Origin of the sequence: Pseudomonas sp. FP1762 (genome assembly GCF_030687105.1) — a bacterium.
Classification (GTDB): Bacteria; Pseudomonadota; Gammaproteobacteria; order Pseudomonadales; family Pseudomonadaceae; genus Aquipseudomonas; species Aquipseudomonas siliginis.
Map to the genome: position 1 here is coordinate 280,643 of NZ_CP117458.1, position 14,670 is coordinate 295,312.

Below are 14,670 nucleotides of genomic sequence, written 5' to 3' on the forward strand. Positions count from 1 at the left end.
ATGGGACAGAAGCAGGAGGAGGACGACAAGGTCCGTCTCGATAAGTGGTTATGGGCGGCGCGTTTCTACAAGACGCGTGCTCTGGCCAAAGCAGCAATCGAAAGCGGCAAGGTGCATTGTCGTGGCGAGCGCTGCAAGCCGGGCAAGGAGCCGCGCATTGGTGATGAGTTCGAGATTCGCACCGGCTTCGAAGTGCGCACGGTGAGGGTCGAGGCATTGTCGATCGTGCGTCGTGGCGCACCCGAGGCGCAAACCTTGTACGCGGAGACCGAAGCGAGTGTCGCCAAGCGTGAAGCGGCTGCGGCGATGCGCAAGGCGGGCTCGTTGGGCGTGAGCACCGATGGCAAGCCGAGCAAGAAGCAGCGGCGGGATCTGTTCAAGTTTCGCGGTAGCAGCAACGAAGATTGAAACGTTGTGCCGGCCTCTTCGCGAGCAGGCTCGCTCCCACATTCGATCGAGTCGTCTGTGGCAGCGAGCCTGCTCGCGAATCGAGTACGACGCGGTATCAGGCGCTACGCACCACACTCATCCGCGACACCATCGGCAGCTTGCCCAACAGCGCGAAAACCGGCGCGGTCAGCTTCAACCAGAAGTTCGACGCGTGATAGGCAAACGGCGTGTAGTAACCCCAGCCCAACGCCCACACCGCCAGCAGCACACCGCCGATGTAGTCGTCCTGACCCCAATGCGCGCCGGCCACCAGACGCGGCAACATGAACAATACGGCCAGACCCCATACTGTTAGAAATTGTCCGACGGTGCGGCTGAACACGCCCATGAACAATGCCCAGATCAACAGCACTGAGGCATGATCACCGGGGAAACTCTGGCCGGAACGGTCCTTCAGCTCCCAGGTTTTTTCCAGATGCGGAAAGTAATCGCTGATGTGCACGGCGCCCTCAAGCACCATTGACGGGCTGCTGTGCTGCCAGCCCATGTGATCGGCGAATTTGGAAAACAGCGCGCGGATCACCACCATCAGCAGCAGGATCGAGAAAAAACCGAAGAACGCGCGACGCACGTCGATCGCCCTGAAAACCCAATCGCCCTTGATCAGCAGCGTCAGCAGAATCAGTCCGACGACGATGTCGAACGGGCGCAGACTTGCAATTGCCCAGATGTGGAGCCATATCGGGTTGCTGGCCAGCGGCGCATTCAACGAGCGGAACAGCCACTCGTCGAAAATCACACACAGCATCTGACCGGTAGGCCATAACCAGAAAGCCAGTAGCGCCAGCGGCACTACGTTACACAGAACCAGCCGGCCGAGGTTCCACCTTGATTGGAACAAACCCGGATTGTTCATAAAATGCCTCCCATGGCGAAAAAGCGCCGGCACCAAAAAAAGTGCCAGCAAGCGCAAATTTTCACGTTTTGTAACCATTTTGTCATCACATTCAGATACCCAGACCTATGACCGATCTAGCGGATACCGATTTCACTCAACGCTTCATCTTCGATGACAGCGACACTCGCGGCGAACTGGTAGCGCTGGAGCGCAGCTACGCCGAAGTCCTCGCCAAACACCCGTACCCGGAGCCGGTCGCGCAGTTGCTCGGCGAACTGATGGCGGCCGCGTCGTTACTGGTCGGCACGCTCAAGTTCGATGGCTTGCTGATTTTGCAGGCGCGTTCGGAAGGGCCGATTCCGCTGCTGATGATCGAGTGCTCCAGCGAGCGCGAAATCCGTGGCCTGGCGCGTTACGACGCCGAGCAGATCGCGGTTGACGCGACCCTTGCCGACTTGATGCCGAACGGCGTTCTGGCCCTGACCGTCGACCCGACTGTTGGCCAGCGCTATCAGGGCATTGTTGATCTTGACGGCGAAACCCTGTCGGACTGTTTCACCAACTATTTCGTCATGTCACAACAGGTCGGCACGCGCTTCAAGCTCTTCGCCGACGGTCGTCGTGCCCGTGGCATGTTGCTGCAACAACTCCCCGCCGATCGCTTGAAAGACGAAGAGGACCGCGCCGCCAGCTGGCAGCATCTCACCGCGTTGGCCAGCACTCTGAGCGCCGATGAATTGCTCAGCCTCGACAACGAAACCGTGCTGCATCGCCTGTACCACGAAGAGCAGGTACGTCTGTTTGATGTGCAGCATCTGCGCTTCAGTTGCAGCTGCTCGCGGGAACGCTCCGGCAATGCGCTGGTCAGTCTTGGGCTGGAAGATGCGCTGGCGCTGGCCGCCGAGCAGGGCGGCAAAGTCGAGATCGATTGCCAGTTCTGCAATCAGCAGTATCTGTTTGACGCAGCCGATATTGCTCAATTGTTCGCTGGCGCGGGCGTCGATACGCCGTCAGATACCCGTCACTAAAACGGTTCAGCGCAGGTAAATTCACTGCGGAATGACGGAATATCGCCGTTACGACGGGAGGACCCTACTCTTTTTGGGCTTTTCTGGCATAATCCGGCCCACTTTTTTCGCGGTAGTAGTGCACGACTTTCTACTACAAAACGTTTGGAGCACACTCGGCCACTGGCCGACGGGGAACCTCATGACGCAAGCCAATAACGCCGTGTACACCGATCTGAGTGTTGATGATCTGGTAAAAGAAGCCCTGAATCGCGGTGAAGGCGAGCTTGCCGATACCGGCGCTCTGGTTGTTCGCACCGGTCACCGCACCGGCCGCTCGCCAGTCGACCGTTTCATCGTTGAAGAGCCTTCCACCCAGGCCGCTATTGCCTGGGGCCCGATCAACCGCAAGTTCCCGGCCGACAAGTTCGATGCCCTGTGGGCTCGCGTCGAGGCCTTCAACAACGCGCAAGAGCACTTCGTTTCCCACGTGCATGTAGGCGCGGCGGAAGATCACTACCTGGCCGTGAAAATGACCACACAGACTGCCTGGCAGAACCTGTTCGGTCGTTGCCTGTTCATCAACCCGGCCCAGTACAACCCGGCTGGCCGTGAAGAATGGCAAGTGCTCAACGTTGCCAACTTCGAGTGCGTGCCTGAGCGTGACGGCACCAACTCCGACGGTTGCGTGATCATCAACTTCGCGCAGAAGAAAGTGCTGATCGCTGGCATGCGTTACGCCGGCGAGATGAAGAAAGCCATGTTCTCGGTGCAGAACTTCCTGCTGCCGGCCGCTGACGTGCTGCCAATGCACTGCGCTGCCAACATCGGCGAAGACGGTGACGTGACCCTGTTCTTCGGTCTGTCGGGCACCGGTAAAACCACCCTGTCGGCCGACGAAAGCCGTTACCTGATCGGTGACGACGAACACGGCTGGGGCGAAGGCGTGGTGTTCAACATCGAAGGCGGTTGCTATGCCAAGTGCATCGACCTCTCCGAGAAGAACGAGCCGGTTATCTGGAAAGCCATCAAGCACGGCGCGGTGCTGGAAAACGTCGTCATCGACGACGCCAAGCACGCCGACTATGCCGATGTCAGCCTGACCCAGAACAGCCGCGCCGCCTACCCGCTGGAGCACGTTGCCAAGCGTTCCGAGAAGAACCTGGGTGGCGAGCCAAACGCGGTGATCTTCCTGACCTGCGACCTGACCGGCGTGCTGCCGCCAGTGTCGATCCTCAACGAAGAGCAAGCGGCCTACCACTTCCTGTCCGGCTACACCGCACTGGTGGGTTCGACTGAAATGGGTTCGGGCAGCGGCATCAAGTCGACCTTCTCCACCTGCTTCGGCGCACCGTTCTTCCCGCGTCCGGCTGGCGAATACGCCGAACTGCTGATCAAGCGCATCCGCGGCTTCGGCTCCAAGGTCTACCTGGTCAACACCGGCTGGACCGGCGGCGGCTACGGCGTCGGCCAACGCTTCAACATCCCGACCACCCGCGCGGTGATCGCAGCGATCCAGAGCGGCGCTCTGATCGGTGCTGCCACCGAGCACCTCGACACCATCAACCTCGACGTGCCACTGGCCGTTCCGGGCGTCGACACCAACCTGCTCAACCCACGCAACACCTGGGCTGACAAGGCTGCGTACGACGAGGCAGCGAAAGCATTGGCCGGTCTGTTCATCGAGAACTTCAAGAAGTTCGAAGTGAGCGACGCGATCAAGGCGGCTGGGCCGAAGTTGTAAGTAGTAGTTTGCAGTGAATAAAAAACCGCCCTTTGGGGCGGTTTTTTCATGGGCGAAGATTTGGGTAAGCTCATCTCAACGGCGGTTCGTCACTTGCCATGTAGCAGTATTCATTCATTTTTGGCCTGATACGGCCAGAGTAATGCCACTCAACAGTACTGCAACATGATCCTCTAATTAAGGCCATTGCTGCCGTGCATGCATGACACGCAGCACTTCCACCCGGTCTTTTTTGATTGCGTAGACGATGACGTAGTTGGCGGCCGCAACGATTTCACGTGTTCCGAGGACCCTGCCCTTTCGGTACAAGGTTGGGCGCTGTCTTGCTATTTCCCCTTTTGATTCGAACATTTCATCGAGATCCGCAGCAGCGTCTGGGTTGTCCTGACCGATTCGGTCCATTATCCGGTCTCGGTCAGCAAGCGCTTCCGGGCGCCAGACCAACCTCATCAGCGCCCTCGTTGACGCAGGGCATCACGCTTGGCGGCGAATATTCGGCGAGCATCTTCATCGCTGATACTTGGCCTTGGATCATCGATGCTGATCTGCACCTGTCGCTTGAACCATTCCTCATAAGCGGCCGCTTCATGGGCTTGTTTCAACGCTTCAGAGCGATCAGGCCTGGCGTAGGTTTTCAGTTGCAGCGGGTCATAGCCGGAGGCATCCACGTTGAATTGGCTGATGCCCAAGCCCTGCAGATAGGTCACAAGCGTCTCCAGCCTCTTGAACAGGCGCACCTGACCACTGCGTTGTGCTGTCAGCGCGCATTTGCGGCTGCCTTGCCGAATCTCGACCGACCAGCCTCCTGGTTTCGCGACGATAATTGTGCCGCTCACAGAACCGTTTTCGACCAAGCGAACGAGGGCGCTGTGATCGATGATTTCAGTGCTGGCCATAAATGCGAGCCCTTCGCTGAGTAATGGCTCCCATCGTACGCAATCAATAGTAGTTTGCAAATTTTGACTCCTGGTGCTGGACACGGCGTGTGCAGCGATGATGTTTCGTTTGTTACTTGGCCGGGGGCATCTGACTTGCAGCAGGTCCCAGCCGTCCTGTGTCAGCAGGTACAGGGCGTGGGTGATGTGGGTGTCGCTGCCAAAGCAGCGACACCCACGACTATAGGTTCGCACCACCCGCTCGCGATAGCCGACAAGGCATTGCGTGAAGTAGGAATGGGGCGAACAATTCGCCAGACGTTGCTACCGATTCTTAAACGCTTTTCAATGTTGGTAGCCAGAAATATCCAGCAGGCTTGTGGTCAGTCCTGTTGCCGGCCGGTAGATCGTGCCTTTGACTGCCGAGAACGGCACGCCTTTGCTGCCCAGCGAGACATAGCGCTCGCCTTTGTCCTGTTCGGTGAAATAGGTGTAGGACTGGCTGTGCATCTTCTTGTAGCGGGCTTCGTCGCTGACGATGGTGCCGGTGAAGCGCAGCAGGTCGGTATCGCTCAGATTGAGCGTTTTGCTCAGTGGCACGCCCCAACGCTTGAGGCAGGTTTCCGCCAGATGGCGAACGATGCGGCCGGGCTCGATCAGCGCATTGAGGTCGCTGCTGTTGGTGGGATCGCCGCCGAGGGCCGTGGCGTTGCCGGCGAGGGTGGCGTGGCGACCGGCCATTGGATAGATCGAGGTTTTGGTGCCGGTAGCGGTTTGCGGGATCACGCAGCTGAAGCCTTTTGAGCGCTCGTCGCGGGCATAGAAGGCGATGTATTCCTTGACGTTGGATTGAAGTTTGACGCGGTTTTCCTGGAAGTTGCCGATGCCCGGGACTGGATCAATCGCAAATATATTCACCGGAATATGTTTGAGTGCAGCGTCCTGGAACATCGCATTGGCGAGCATGTGGCAACTGATACCGCCACGGCTCCAGCCGACCAGATTGACTCGCGCGGGAATAACGCCGTTCTTGCGGAAAGTCTTGATGATCTGTTCCTGCAACTTCTGTTGCGTGATACTCCGATCGCCATAGTTATACTGGCGCCAGAACCAGGAGCCTTCCACTTTCACATCTTCAATAGGAATGCCTGCGGCTTTCAGACGGTTATATTCTAACTCGGTCAGTTGTTTACGCTGCCAGTCGCATTTGCCTTTAATAATGTTCACAGCGTGTTGCACGTTTTCGTCCCAGCCTTTACCAAACAGGGTGCCGGACAGGCCGTATTCAGAGGTCTTGGTGAACAGGTCGTCGGCTTGCAGATTGCCGCTGCCAGGGCCATCGACGACGATCCACTCGGCAAATTCGCGTCCACTGTGGTGTGCAGCGAGCGTAGAAACGATTTCGCCGTCCCAGAAGCTTTTATGTTTGTCATCAAATTTGTTGGAGCCGGTGCCGCAGAAAAATATTGTTAAAGTTGTCATTTCGTTGCTCTTGCATATTTATAAGAGCAGTCAAGTTAGTTTTAGGTGGTGTAAAAAATAAAGGGCGCTGTTGTATCTGTGTTTGTAATGTGAAGTTTGTTATATATGTAGCTGAGCTTTTCGAAAGTATGTCGAGGCGCTTCGATTGTTCAACGCTTGGTTTTCGCTTCCCATGTATCATTCAGTATTGATTCAACCCCGACCTTTTCTCGACTCGCTGCAATCGCCCGCTAGGCTTTGGGCATGGCAGCAGTCAAAGGAGTGACAGCAAATGCACCACACCCTGGAACAGGTTTTTGGTTATCCACAGTTTCGCCCCGGTCAGGAGGCCGCTGTCAGCGCGGTGCTGGCGGGACGTTCGGCGGCGGCGATCTTTCCCACCGGCTCCGGCAAATCGCTTTGCTACCAACTGCCGGCACTTTTACTGCCACACCTGACATTGGTGGTCTCGCCGTTGCTGGCGTTGATGCAGGATCAACTGGCGTTTCTCAAGTCCCGCGGCATCTCGGCAGGCAGTATCGATTCGGCGCAGAGCCGCGAGGATGCCAACGACGTCATGGCCCGTGCGCGTTCGGGCGAGCTGAAAATTCTGATGATCTCCGTCGAGCGCTTGAAGAACGAGCGCTTCCGCAATTTCCTGCAGCAGGTGCCGATCTCGTTGCTGGTGGTCGACGAGGCGCACTGCATTTCCGAATGGGGCCACAACTTTCGGCCGGACTATCTGAAACTGCCCGACTACCAGCGTCAGTTCAACATTCCGCAGGCTTTGCTGCTCACCGCCACGGCGACACCAAAAGTCATCGCCGACATGCAGGCCAAATTCGCCATCGCTCCGGACGATGTAGTGACCACTGGTTTCTATCGGCCCAACCTCAATTTGCTGGTCGAGCCTGTACGCGGTCAGGACAAACGCCAGCGTCTGGTCGAATGGATGACCGAGCGTCCTGGGCAACCGAGCATTGTCTACGTGACGTTGCAGAAGACCGCCGAGCACATCGCCGAGCATCTTCAACGCAATGGAATCCAGGCCGAGGCTTACCACGCCGGTTTGCCCCACGATCAGCGTGAAGACATTCAACGCCGCTTCATGGCCGGGCAGTCCAATTGCATTGTCGCCACCATTGCCTTCGGCATGGGCATCGACAAGAGCGACATCCGCAACGTGGTGCATTTCGATCTGCCCAAATCCATCGAAAACTACAGCCAGGAAATCGGCCGCGCCGGGCGTGACGGGCAGCTCTCCGACTGCCTGGTACTGGCCAACCGCGACAGCCTCAATGTGCTGGAAAATTTCGTCTACGGTGATACACCCGAACGCGACGGGATTCATTATGTGCTCGAAGAGCTCAAAGCCTCAGTGCCGGACGGACAATGGGAGTTTTTGCTTGGGCCATTGGCGGATCAGAGCAACATTCGCTCGTTGCCGTTGAAGACTTTGCTGGTGCAGCTGGAACTGCGAGGCCTGATCGCGCCGCGCTACGCTTATTACGCTGAATACCGCTTCAAATATCTGCTTGAGCCTGAAGCATTGCTTCAGCGCTTCGAAGGCGAGCGCAGGGATTTCGTTGCGGCGATCATCAGGACGTCCACGCGAGCACGCACCTGGGCCACAGTAGATTTCGAAGCGATGTTTTCGCAGTATTCCGCCGAGCGCAATCGCGTGGTGACAGCGCTTGATTACTTCCAGGAAAAAGGCTGGGTCGAGCTTGAAAGCAAGCAAATGACCGAGGTTTACAGCCTGCTGCAAAGTGATTTTGCCAGCGACGCCCTGAGCGCTGAGCTGCACGAGTATTTCACCCGCCACGAACAGACTGAAGTGGCGCGGATTCACGCCATGCTTGAGGTGTTTGCCACCGAACGCTGCCTGGGTTATCGCCTGGCCGAGTATTTCGGTGACCACAATGCCCCCGAGCGTTGTGGCCATTGTTCGGTATGTCACGGCCAGATCGCGCGGTTGCCGGAGCCGCCGCCATTGCCGCCGCTTGTGGATAAAAACTTCGCGCAGTTGTGTGGTGAATTTATCCACAGGCATGAGCAGCAAACAGGGCGTATTCCATCGGCCGAACGTCTGACGCGATTCCTGTGCGGAATCAGCGTGCCGTTGTTCACCAAACTCAAGGCGCGGGCGATACCGGGTTTTGCTGCGTTGGAAGAATACCCCTACGCGCAGGTCCGCGAGTGGGCGCAAGAGCACCTTTGACCCCTGTAGGAGCTGCCGAAGGCTGCGATCTTTTGATGTTGATTTTTTCAAGATCAAAAGATCGCAGTCTTCGGCAGCTCCTACTTCAAGTGTCATCAAGGCAGAGCCTCCATCCATCCGCTGAATGTCGATCATCACGCTAATAAACTTCAAAAACCGCCGTTGCCTGACTAAGGTTGGAATCTGTCTTCGGGCCACCCACAAGAGAACAACATGAGCCAGACATCCTTCGAAATCCAGCAAGCTGCGGTGATCGGTGCGGGCACCATGGGCCGTGGCATCGTCATGTGCCTGGCCAATGCCGGCGTGAGCGTGCAGTGGGTGGACAACAATCCACAGATGCTTGAGCAGGCGCTGACGACGGTCGCCGAAACTTATGCACACAACGTGCGTCAGGGCCGCATCGATCAGGCCGAAGCGGATGCGCGAATGGCTCGCGTATCAGCAGCGGCGGATTACGCATCGATTCGCAATGTCGATCTGGTGATCGAAGCGGTGTACGAAAACCTTGAACTGAAGCAGAAGATCTTTCGCGAGCTGGATGGCTTGCTCAAGCCCGAGGCTTTGCTGGCGAGCAACACCTCGGCGCTGGACATCGACGCCATCGCGGCTGCGACCCGGCGCCCGGAACAGGTGCTGGGTCTGCATTTCTTCAGCCCCGCGCACATCATGAAATTGCTGGAAATCGTGCGCGGTGCGCAGACCTCGCCAGCGGCACTCGAGGCAGCGTTGTCGCTTGGCAAGCGCATGGGCAAGGTCAGTGTGGTGTCGGGCAACTGCCACGGTTTTATCGGCAACCGCATGCTGCATCCGTATGTACTGGAAGCGCGCAAGATGCTTCTCGAAGGCGCTTATCCACAGCAGGTGGATACCGCGCTGCAAGGCTTCGGCTTCGCCATGGGGCCGTTTCGCATGTACGACGTGGTTGGCATCGATCTGGAATGGCGTGCTCGGGAGCTAGCTGGCAAGGGGCAGGATGCGCCCGAAGTTCAGGTGGATAACCGCCTGTGTGAGATGGGCCGGTTCGGGCAAAAGTCCGGTAACGGTTATTACCATTATGAGCCGGGCAGTCGCCAGGCCGAGCATGATCCCGAGGTCGATGCATTGGTACTGCGGGTCAGCGAAGATCTGGGTTTCCAGCGTCGCGACATCGGTCCCGAAGAAATCGTTGAGCGCTGTTTGCTGGCTCTGGTCAACGAAGGCGCGAAGATTTTGCAGGAAGGCATTGCCGGCTCGGCCCATGACATCGATCTGGTGTACTTGAACGGCTATGGTTTTCCAGCGGATAAGGGTGGGCCGATGGCGTGGGCGGATCGGCAGGGGCTAGCGGATATTCATCAGCGCTTGCTGGCGCTGGAGACACGCCAGGGCGATCAGTGGAAGCCGGCGCGGTTGATTGGCGAACTGGCGGCGCAGGGGAAGGGGTTTGCTGATCGTTGACACCAGTCGGCTGTGCTGACGCCTTCGCGAGCGGGCTCGCTCCCACAGGTAAAGTGTTCGTCATCACGATCAAATTCAATTAAGAGAATGCGAGAACCCTGCATGAATCAACGCTGCGACTACCCCCACTTCCAGCCCATCACCACACGCTGGCATGACAACGACGCCTACGGTCACGTCAACAACGTTACCTACTACAGCTTCTTCGACACGGCGGTGAATACCTACCTGATTCAGGTCGGTGGCCTGGATATTCATGACGGCGAAGTGGTGGGGTTCGTGGTCAGTTCCGCCTGCGATTACTTTGCCTCGATCGCTTTCCCGGATCTGATCGAGATCGGACTGCGGGTCGGCAAGCTGGGCAACAGTTCGGTGCAATATGAATTGGCTGTGTTCAAGGTCGGCGAAAGCGAGGCGTGTGCGGCGGGACGGTTCGTGCATGTGTTTGTCGATCGGGCGAGCAATCAGCCGGTGCCGATTCCTGCCGGTTTGCGCGGGGCGCTGGAGCGGCTGGTGGTCTAGACGCGCAAAAAAAATCGCAGCCCAAAAGCTGCGATTTTTTGTTCAAGCCTTCGCCTTAGTGGTGGCGATAGTACTTGTGATGCTTGCGGTGGCCGTAGGCATGGCCGCGACCTGGATGACCACGGTCGCGGTAGTAGCGACGGTCATCATGGCGACGGTCGTAACGACGATCATCGTCGTCACTCTTGTTGCCCATGTAGTTACCCAGTGCACCACCTGCGCCGCCACCAGCGGCGGAGCCGATCAGGCTGCCGGTGGTGCCGCCGAGACTACGGCCAACCACGTTACCGCCGGCTGCACCCAGTGCACCGCCGATGGCCGCTTCGCCACGGCTGCGCTTGTCTGCACCGACCGCACTACCACCCGCGCCGCCCAGGGCTGCGCCGATGGTGGAACCTGTATTGCCGCCTAACGATTGACCGACGACCGAGCCAAGAACCCCGCCCAATGCGCCGCCCACACCTGCTTCGGTGGTGCCTCCGGCAGAAGCGAAGCCACTGACCAGGCCAAGGGACAACAAGAGAATCGAGGAGAACTTCATAGAGGATGAGCCTCAAAGGGATGACGGCGCCGATCCTGAGCCTCTGCATTGGGCGTGACAATCAAAATCCGACGAATAACACGACTTGTATACAATAATGCAAGTTACTGTTTTTTCACCGGAACTTAACCGATTTTCGCCGGTCTTTAGCTACTTCGGACAGGCCGTTTTCATGCAGAAACGGCCTTTTTTGTGGGCGGTCGAAAATCTTTGCCACGGCAGATCTGTTAACAGGTCGATCGCACTCGCGAGCAGGCTCGCTCCCACCTTTGAAATGCATTCCAAGTGTGGGAGCGAGCCTGCTCGCGAAGGGGCCGGATCTGGCTCCGCGGTTAAGCGGATTTAGCCATGATCAACCCAGTCTCACTCGCCGCTTCCAGCCGGATCGCAATGAACTTCGACGTCGGCGTGTGGCTGCCATCCCCCGTACTTTCCAGCGGCACCAGCGGATTGACCTCCGGATAGTACGCCGCCGCCTGCCCCGCAGGAATATCGAACGCCAACAATGTAAAACCTTTCACCCGACGCTCGCGACCGTCGTCCCAGATCGACACGATGTCGGCCTTCTGCCCAGGACGGAAGCCCAGGCGAATGATGTCGGCCTCGTTGGCGAACAGCACGTCACGCTGGCCCTTCACGCCACGGTAGCGGTCGTCGAGACCATAGATCGTCGTGTTGTACTGATCGTGGGAACGCATCGATTGCAGGATCAGATCCGGCACCTGCCCAGTGGCACGGGTGCGTTCGTGAACCAGATCTTTCGGCAACTGGTTGGCGCGGAAATTGGCACGGCCCGATGGCGTGTTCCACTTGCGGGCGCCAGCCGAGTTGCCCAGATAGAAGCCGCCCGGGTTTTTGATCTTGTCGTTGAAGTCTTTGAAACTCGGGATGGTGTCGGCGATCAGTTCGCGAATGCGCCCGTAATCGGCTACCAGCCAGTTCCAGTCCACCGGTTGGCTGCCCAACGTCGCGGCAGCGATGCCGGCGATGATCGACGGCTCCGAGCGCATCTGGTTCGACAGCGGCTGCAACTGGCCGTTGGAAGCGTGGACCATGCTGAACGAGTCTTCCACAGTCACCGCTTGCGGGCCTTCGGTCTGGATGTCGATGTCGGTACGGCCCAGGCACGGCAGGATCAGCGCGTCTTTACCGTGAGCGAGGTGGCTGCGGTTGAGTTTGGTGCTGATCTGCACAGTCAGGTCACAGTTGCTCAGCGCTTCGAAGGTGCGTGAGCTGTCCGGCGTGGCTTGGGCGAAGTTGCCGCCCAAGCCGATGAACACCTTGGCGCGACCTTCGGCCATCGCATGGATTGCCTCGACCACGTTGTGACCGTTATGACGCGGCACCTTGAACTGGAAGCGACGCTCCAGCGAATCGAGGAACGCCACCGGTGGACGCTCGTTGATGCCCATGGTGCGGTCGCCCTGCACGTTGCTGTGACCACGCACCGGGCACAGACCGGCGCCAGGTTTGCCGATATTGCCGCGCAGCAGCATCAGATTGGCGATTTCCTGAATGGTCGGCACCGAATGACGGTGCTGGGTGATGCCCATGGCCCAGCACATGATCACGTTCTTGCCTTTGGCGTACATGCGCGCTGCTTGCTCGATCTCGACCAGGGTCAGGCCCGATTGCTCGACGATCTGCTCCCACGATGTATCGTCGACCGTGGCGAGGTACTCCAGCACGTTGGCGCTGTGAGCATTGAGGAAATCATGGTCGAACACCGCCGGCTCGCCCGCCTTCTGCGCATCGCGTTCCCATTGCAGGAGGAACTTGGCCATGCCGCGCAGCACCGCCATGTCGCCGCCGAGTGCCGGGCGGAAGTACGCAGTGTTGGTCGGCTTGTCGCCGTTGGTGAGCATTTCGATGGGGTGCTGGGGATGCTGAAAACGCTCCAGACCGCGCTCTTTCAGCGGATTGATGCACACCACCTGGGCGCCGCGTTTCACCGCTTCACGCAACGGTTCGAGCATGCGCGGATGGTTGGTGCCGGGGTTCTGGCCCCAGACGAAAATCGCGTCGGCGTGTTCGAAGTCGTCGAAGGTCACCGTGCCTTTGCCGACCCCGACACTCTGCGCCAACGCTACGCCGCTGGCCTCGTGGCACATGTTCGAACAGTCAGGGAAATTGTTGGTGCCGTAAGCCCGCACGAACAGTTGATACAGATACGCCGCTTCGTTGCTGGCGCGCCCCGAGGTGTAGAACTCTGCCTGATCCGGGCTCGGCAGATTGCGCAGGTGCTTGCCGATCAGAGCGAAGGCATCTTCCCAACTGATCGGCTTGTAGCGATCGGACTCGGCGTCGTAGACCATCGGCTCGGTCAGGCGACCCTGATATTCCAGCCAGTAATCGCTCTGCTCCAGCAGCGAAGTGACGCTGTGCTTGGCGAAGAATTTGGCATCGACGCGACGCTTGGTCGCTTCCCAGTTCACCGCTTTGGCGCCGTTCTCGCAGAACTTGACCATGCCGCTCTCCGGCGAATCACCCCAGGCGCAACCCGGGCAGTCGAAGCCGCCGTTCTGGTTGGTCTTGAGCATCATGCGCAGGTTTTTCAGGGCGTTGTCGCTGGTCAGCCACGCCTGGGCCACACTGATCAGGGCGCCCCAGCCGCCGGCGGCACCTTTGTAAGGCTTGTAGCGCGGGACAGGTTTCTGGTCGGCTTGATGATGTTGGCTCACGCTTGATTCTCCATCGCGGGGCTGTACACCCGCGGCGCACTTTTCTGCGGCAGGTGGATGAGATTGAGGTTGTGGCGCCGGGCCCATTGCACGGCCAGGCCGGTAGGCGCCGACAGGCTGACCAGGGTCTGGATGCCGGCACGCAAGACTTTCTGGATCAATTCGAGGCTGCAACGGCTGGTGACGATCGCCAGCCCGCCCTCTGTGGATATCTTCTGGCGGATCAGTCCGCCGATCAGCTTGTCCAGCGCGTTATGCCGACCGATGTCTTCACGACCGAGCAGCAGTTCACCACTGGCGTTCATGAATACCGCCGCGTGCACCGCGCCGCAGTGCTGACCGAGCGGCTGGAACGCGCCGATGCGCTGGCGCAAACCGTCGAGCCATTCGATCGGTGGCAAGGCTGCGCCCGGCAATACCTTGAGATCAGGCAGTGCCTGTTCGACCGCTTCGACGCCGCACAGTCCGCAGCCGCTGGTGCCGGCCAACTGCCGACGCTGCTGTTTGAGGTTCCAGAATGCGCGATTGGCGATGGTCACTTGCGCGTATTGCGCCGAGCCTGCGCCTGTCAGTTGCAGATCGTAAATATCGCTGGCGTCTTCGATGATGCCGCTGCCGAGGCTGAAGCCGACAATGAAGTCTTCCAGATCGGTCGGGGTCACCAGCATCACCGCCTGGCTGATGCCGTTGTAGGCGATCGCCAACGCGACTTCCTCGGCCAGCGCGGTGCTGGCCGATGCCTCAAAGGGTAAATCGCTGTAGCTGTAGGTCTGGCTGGCGGCTGGCGCGGGCGTTTCAATTGCTGGCGCCGCGCAGGCTGGGCGCTTGGCGTTCATGGCATCACCGACGGTTTGATCTAGGTCAAGACTAGGCGCGGCAAGTTGTCGCGT

Annotated in this window: 13 protein-coding genes; 6 read left to right on the top strand and 7 right to left on the bottom strand. The window is 58.7% G+C overall.

The window, feature by feature from the left end; genetic code table 11:
- The gene (locus tag PSH90_RS01190; RefSeq protein WP_016772182.1) at nucleotides 1–408 is read left to right on the top strand and encodes an RNA-binding S4 domain-containing protein; all 408 of its coding nucleotides are present in this window, start codon (nucleotides 1–3) and stop codon (nucleotides 406–408) included.
- Between the two features lie 97 nt (nucleotides 409–505).
- Here PSH90_RS01190 and PSH90_RS01195 read toward each other — a convergent pair whose 3' ends face one another.
- Nucleotides 506–1,306 (bottom strand): phosphatase PAP2 family protein, encoded by an 801-nt coding sequence (locus PSH90_RS01195; protein WP_150741778.1) that lies wholly within the window; start codon nucleotides 1,304–1,306, stop codon nucleotides 506–508.
- Between the two features lie 107 nt (nucleotides 1,307–1,413).
- Here PSH90_RS01195 and hslO point away from each other — a divergent pair, with 107 nt between their 5' ends.
- Both hslO and PSH90_RS01205 read left to right on the top strand, forming a co-directional pair.
- Complete coding sequence (hslO, locus tag PSH90_RS01200) at nucleotides 1,414–2,316, top strand: Hsp33 family molecular chaperone HslO (RefSeq protein WP_150637920.1); 903 nt, start codon at nucleotides 1,414–1,416, stop codon at nucleotides 2,314–2,316.
- A gap of 181 nt (nucleotides 2,317–2,497) precedes the next feature.
- Nucleotides 2,498–4,039 (top strand): phosphoenolpyruvate carboxykinase, encoded by a 1,542-nt coding sequence (locus tag PSH90_RS01205; protein WP_016772179.1) that lies wholly within the window; start codon nucleotides 2,498–2,500, stop codon nucleotides 4,037–4,039.
- A 177-nt stretch (nucleotides 4,040–4,216) separates the two neighbouring features.
- Here PSH90_RS01205 and PSH90_RS01210 read toward each other — a convergent pair whose 3' ends face one another.
- The 3 genes from PSH90_RS01210 to PSH90_RS01220 form a co-directional block, all read right to left on the bottom strand.
- Nucleotides 4,217–4,489 (bottom strand): type II toxin-antitoxin system mRNA interferase toxin, RelE/StbE family, encoded by a 273-nt coding sequence (locus PSH90_RS01210; protein WP_056787114.1) that lies wholly within the window; start codon nucleotides 4,487–4,489, stop codon nucleotides 4,217–4,219.
- Entirely contained in the window at nucleotides 4,489–4,935 is a 447-nt protein-coding gene (locus tag PSH90_RS01215) for a hypothetical protein (protein WP_056787116.1), read from the bottom strand. Before PSH90_RS01215 ends, PSH90_RS01210 begins: the two co-directional genes overlap by 1 nt.
- A 324-nt stretch (nucleotides 4,936–5,259) precedes the next feature.
- Entirely contained in the window at nucleotides 5,260–6,396 is a 1,137-nt protein-coding gene (locus tag PSH90_RS01220) for a hypothetical protein (RefSeq protein WP_305381980.1), read from the bottom strand.
- 271 nt (nucleotides 6,397–6,667) lie between these two features.
- Between PSH90_RS01220 and PSH90_RS01225 the strand changes: the two genes are divergently transcribed.
- The 3 genes from PSH90_RS01225 to PSH90_RS01235 all read left to right on the top strand — a co-directional run bounded on the left by PSH90_RS01225 (nucleotide 6,668) and on the right by PSH90_RS01235 (nucleotide 10,558).
- On the top strand, nucleotides 6,668–8,596 hold the full coding sequence (locus tag PSH90_RS01225) for an ATP-dependent DNA helicase RecQ (RefSeq protein WP_305381982.1): 1,929 nt from the start codon (nucleotides 6,668–6,670) through the stop codon (nucleotides 8,594–8,596).
- Nucleotides 8,597–8,809: 213 nt separating this feature from the next.
- Entirely contained in the window at nucleotides 8,810–10,036 is a 1,227-nt protein-coding gene (locus PSH90_RS01230; protein ID WP_305381983.1) for a 3-hydroxyacyl-CoA dehydrogenase, read from the top strand.
- A gap of 102 nt (nucleotides 10,037–10,138) precedes the next feature.
- Nucleotides 10,139–10,558, top strand: a complete 420-nt coding sequence (locus PSH90_RS01235; protein WP_071174077.1) for a thioesterase family protein — start codon at nucleotides 10,139–10,141, stop codon at nucleotides 10,556–10,558.
- A 55-nt stretch (nucleotides 10,559–10,613) separates the two neighbouring features.
- Here PSH90_RS01235 and PSH90_RS01240 read toward each other — a convergent pair whose 3' ends face one another.
- The 3 genes from PSH90_RS01240 to fdhD all read right to left on the bottom strand — a co-directional run bounded on the left by PSH90_RS01240 (nucleotide 10,614) and on the right by fdhD (nucleotide 14,616).
- Nucleotides 10,614–11,099 carry a glycine zipper domain-containing protein gene (locus PSH90_RS01240; protein ID WP_039756448.1) on the bottom strand — a complete coding sequence of 162 codons (486 nt, stop codon included), beginning with the start codon at nucleotides 11,097–11,099 and terminating at the stop codon, nucleotides 10,614–10,616.
- A 332-nt stretch (nucleotides 11,100–11,431) separates the two neighbouring features.
- Entirely contained in the window at nucleotides 11,432–13,780 is a 2,349-nt protein-coding gene (locus tag PSH90_RS01245; protein ID WP_056787127.1) for an FdhF/YdeP family oxidoreductase, read from the bottom strand.
- Nucleotides 13,777–14,616, bottom strand: coding sequence for a formate dehydrogenase accessory sulfurtransferase FdhD (gene fdhD, locus PSH90_RS01250; protein ID WP_016772170.1), 840 nt, complete (start codon nucleotides 14,614–14,616; stop codon nucleotides 13,777–13,779). Before fdhD ends, PSH90_RS01245 begins: the two co-directional genes overlap by 4 nt.
- Between the last annotated feature and the right edge of the window lie 54 nt (nucleotides 14,617–14,670).

Coding starts and splice junctions, on each gene's coding strand:
- PSH90_RS01190 (WP_016772182.1), top strand. CDS start 1: ATGGGACAGAAGCAGGAGGAGGACGACAAGGTCCGTCTCGATAAGTGG.
- PSH90_RS01195 (WP_150741778.1), bottom strand. CDS start 1,306: ATGAACAATCCGGGTTTGTTCCAATCAAGGTGGAACCTCGGCCGGCTG.
- hslO (WP_150637920.1), top strand. CDS start 1,414: ATGACCGATCTAGCGGATACCGATTTCACTCAACGCTTCATCTTCGAT.
- PSH90_RS01205 (WP_016772179.1), top strand. CDS start 2,498: ATGACGCAAGCCAATAACGCCGTGTACACCGATCTGAGTGTTGATGAT.
- PSH90_RS01210 (WP_056787114.1), bottom strand. CDS start 4,489: ATGAGGTTGGTCTGGCGCCCGGAAGCGCTTGCTGACCGAGACCGGATA.
- PSH90_RS01215 (WP_056787116.1), bottom strand. CDS start 4,935: ATGGCCAGCACTGAAATCATCGATCACAGCGCCCTCGTTCGCTTGGTC.
- PSH90_RS01220 (WP_305381980.1), bottom strand. CDS start 6,396: ATGACAACTTTAACAATATTTTTCTGCGGCACCGGCTCCAACAAATTT.
- PSH90_RS01225 (WP_305381982.1), top strand. CDS start 6,668: ATGCACCACACCCTGGAACAGGTTTTTGGTTATCCACAGTTTCGCCCC.
- PSH90_RS01230 (WP_305381983.1), top strand. CDS start 8,810: ATGAGCCAGACATCCTTCGAAATCCAGCAAGCTGCGGTGATCGGTGCG.
- PSH90_RS01235 (WP_071174077.1), top strand. CDS start 10,139: ATGAATCAACGCTGCGACTACCCCCACTTCCAGCCCATCACCACACGC.
- PSH90_RS01240 (WP_039756448.1), bottom strand. CDS start 11,099: ATGAAGTTCTCCTCGATTCTCTTGTTGTCCCTTGGCCTGGTCAGTGGC.
- fdhD (WP_016772170.1), bottom strand. CDS start 14,616: ATGAACGCCAAGCGCCCAGCCTGCGCGGCGCCAGCAATTGAAACGCCC.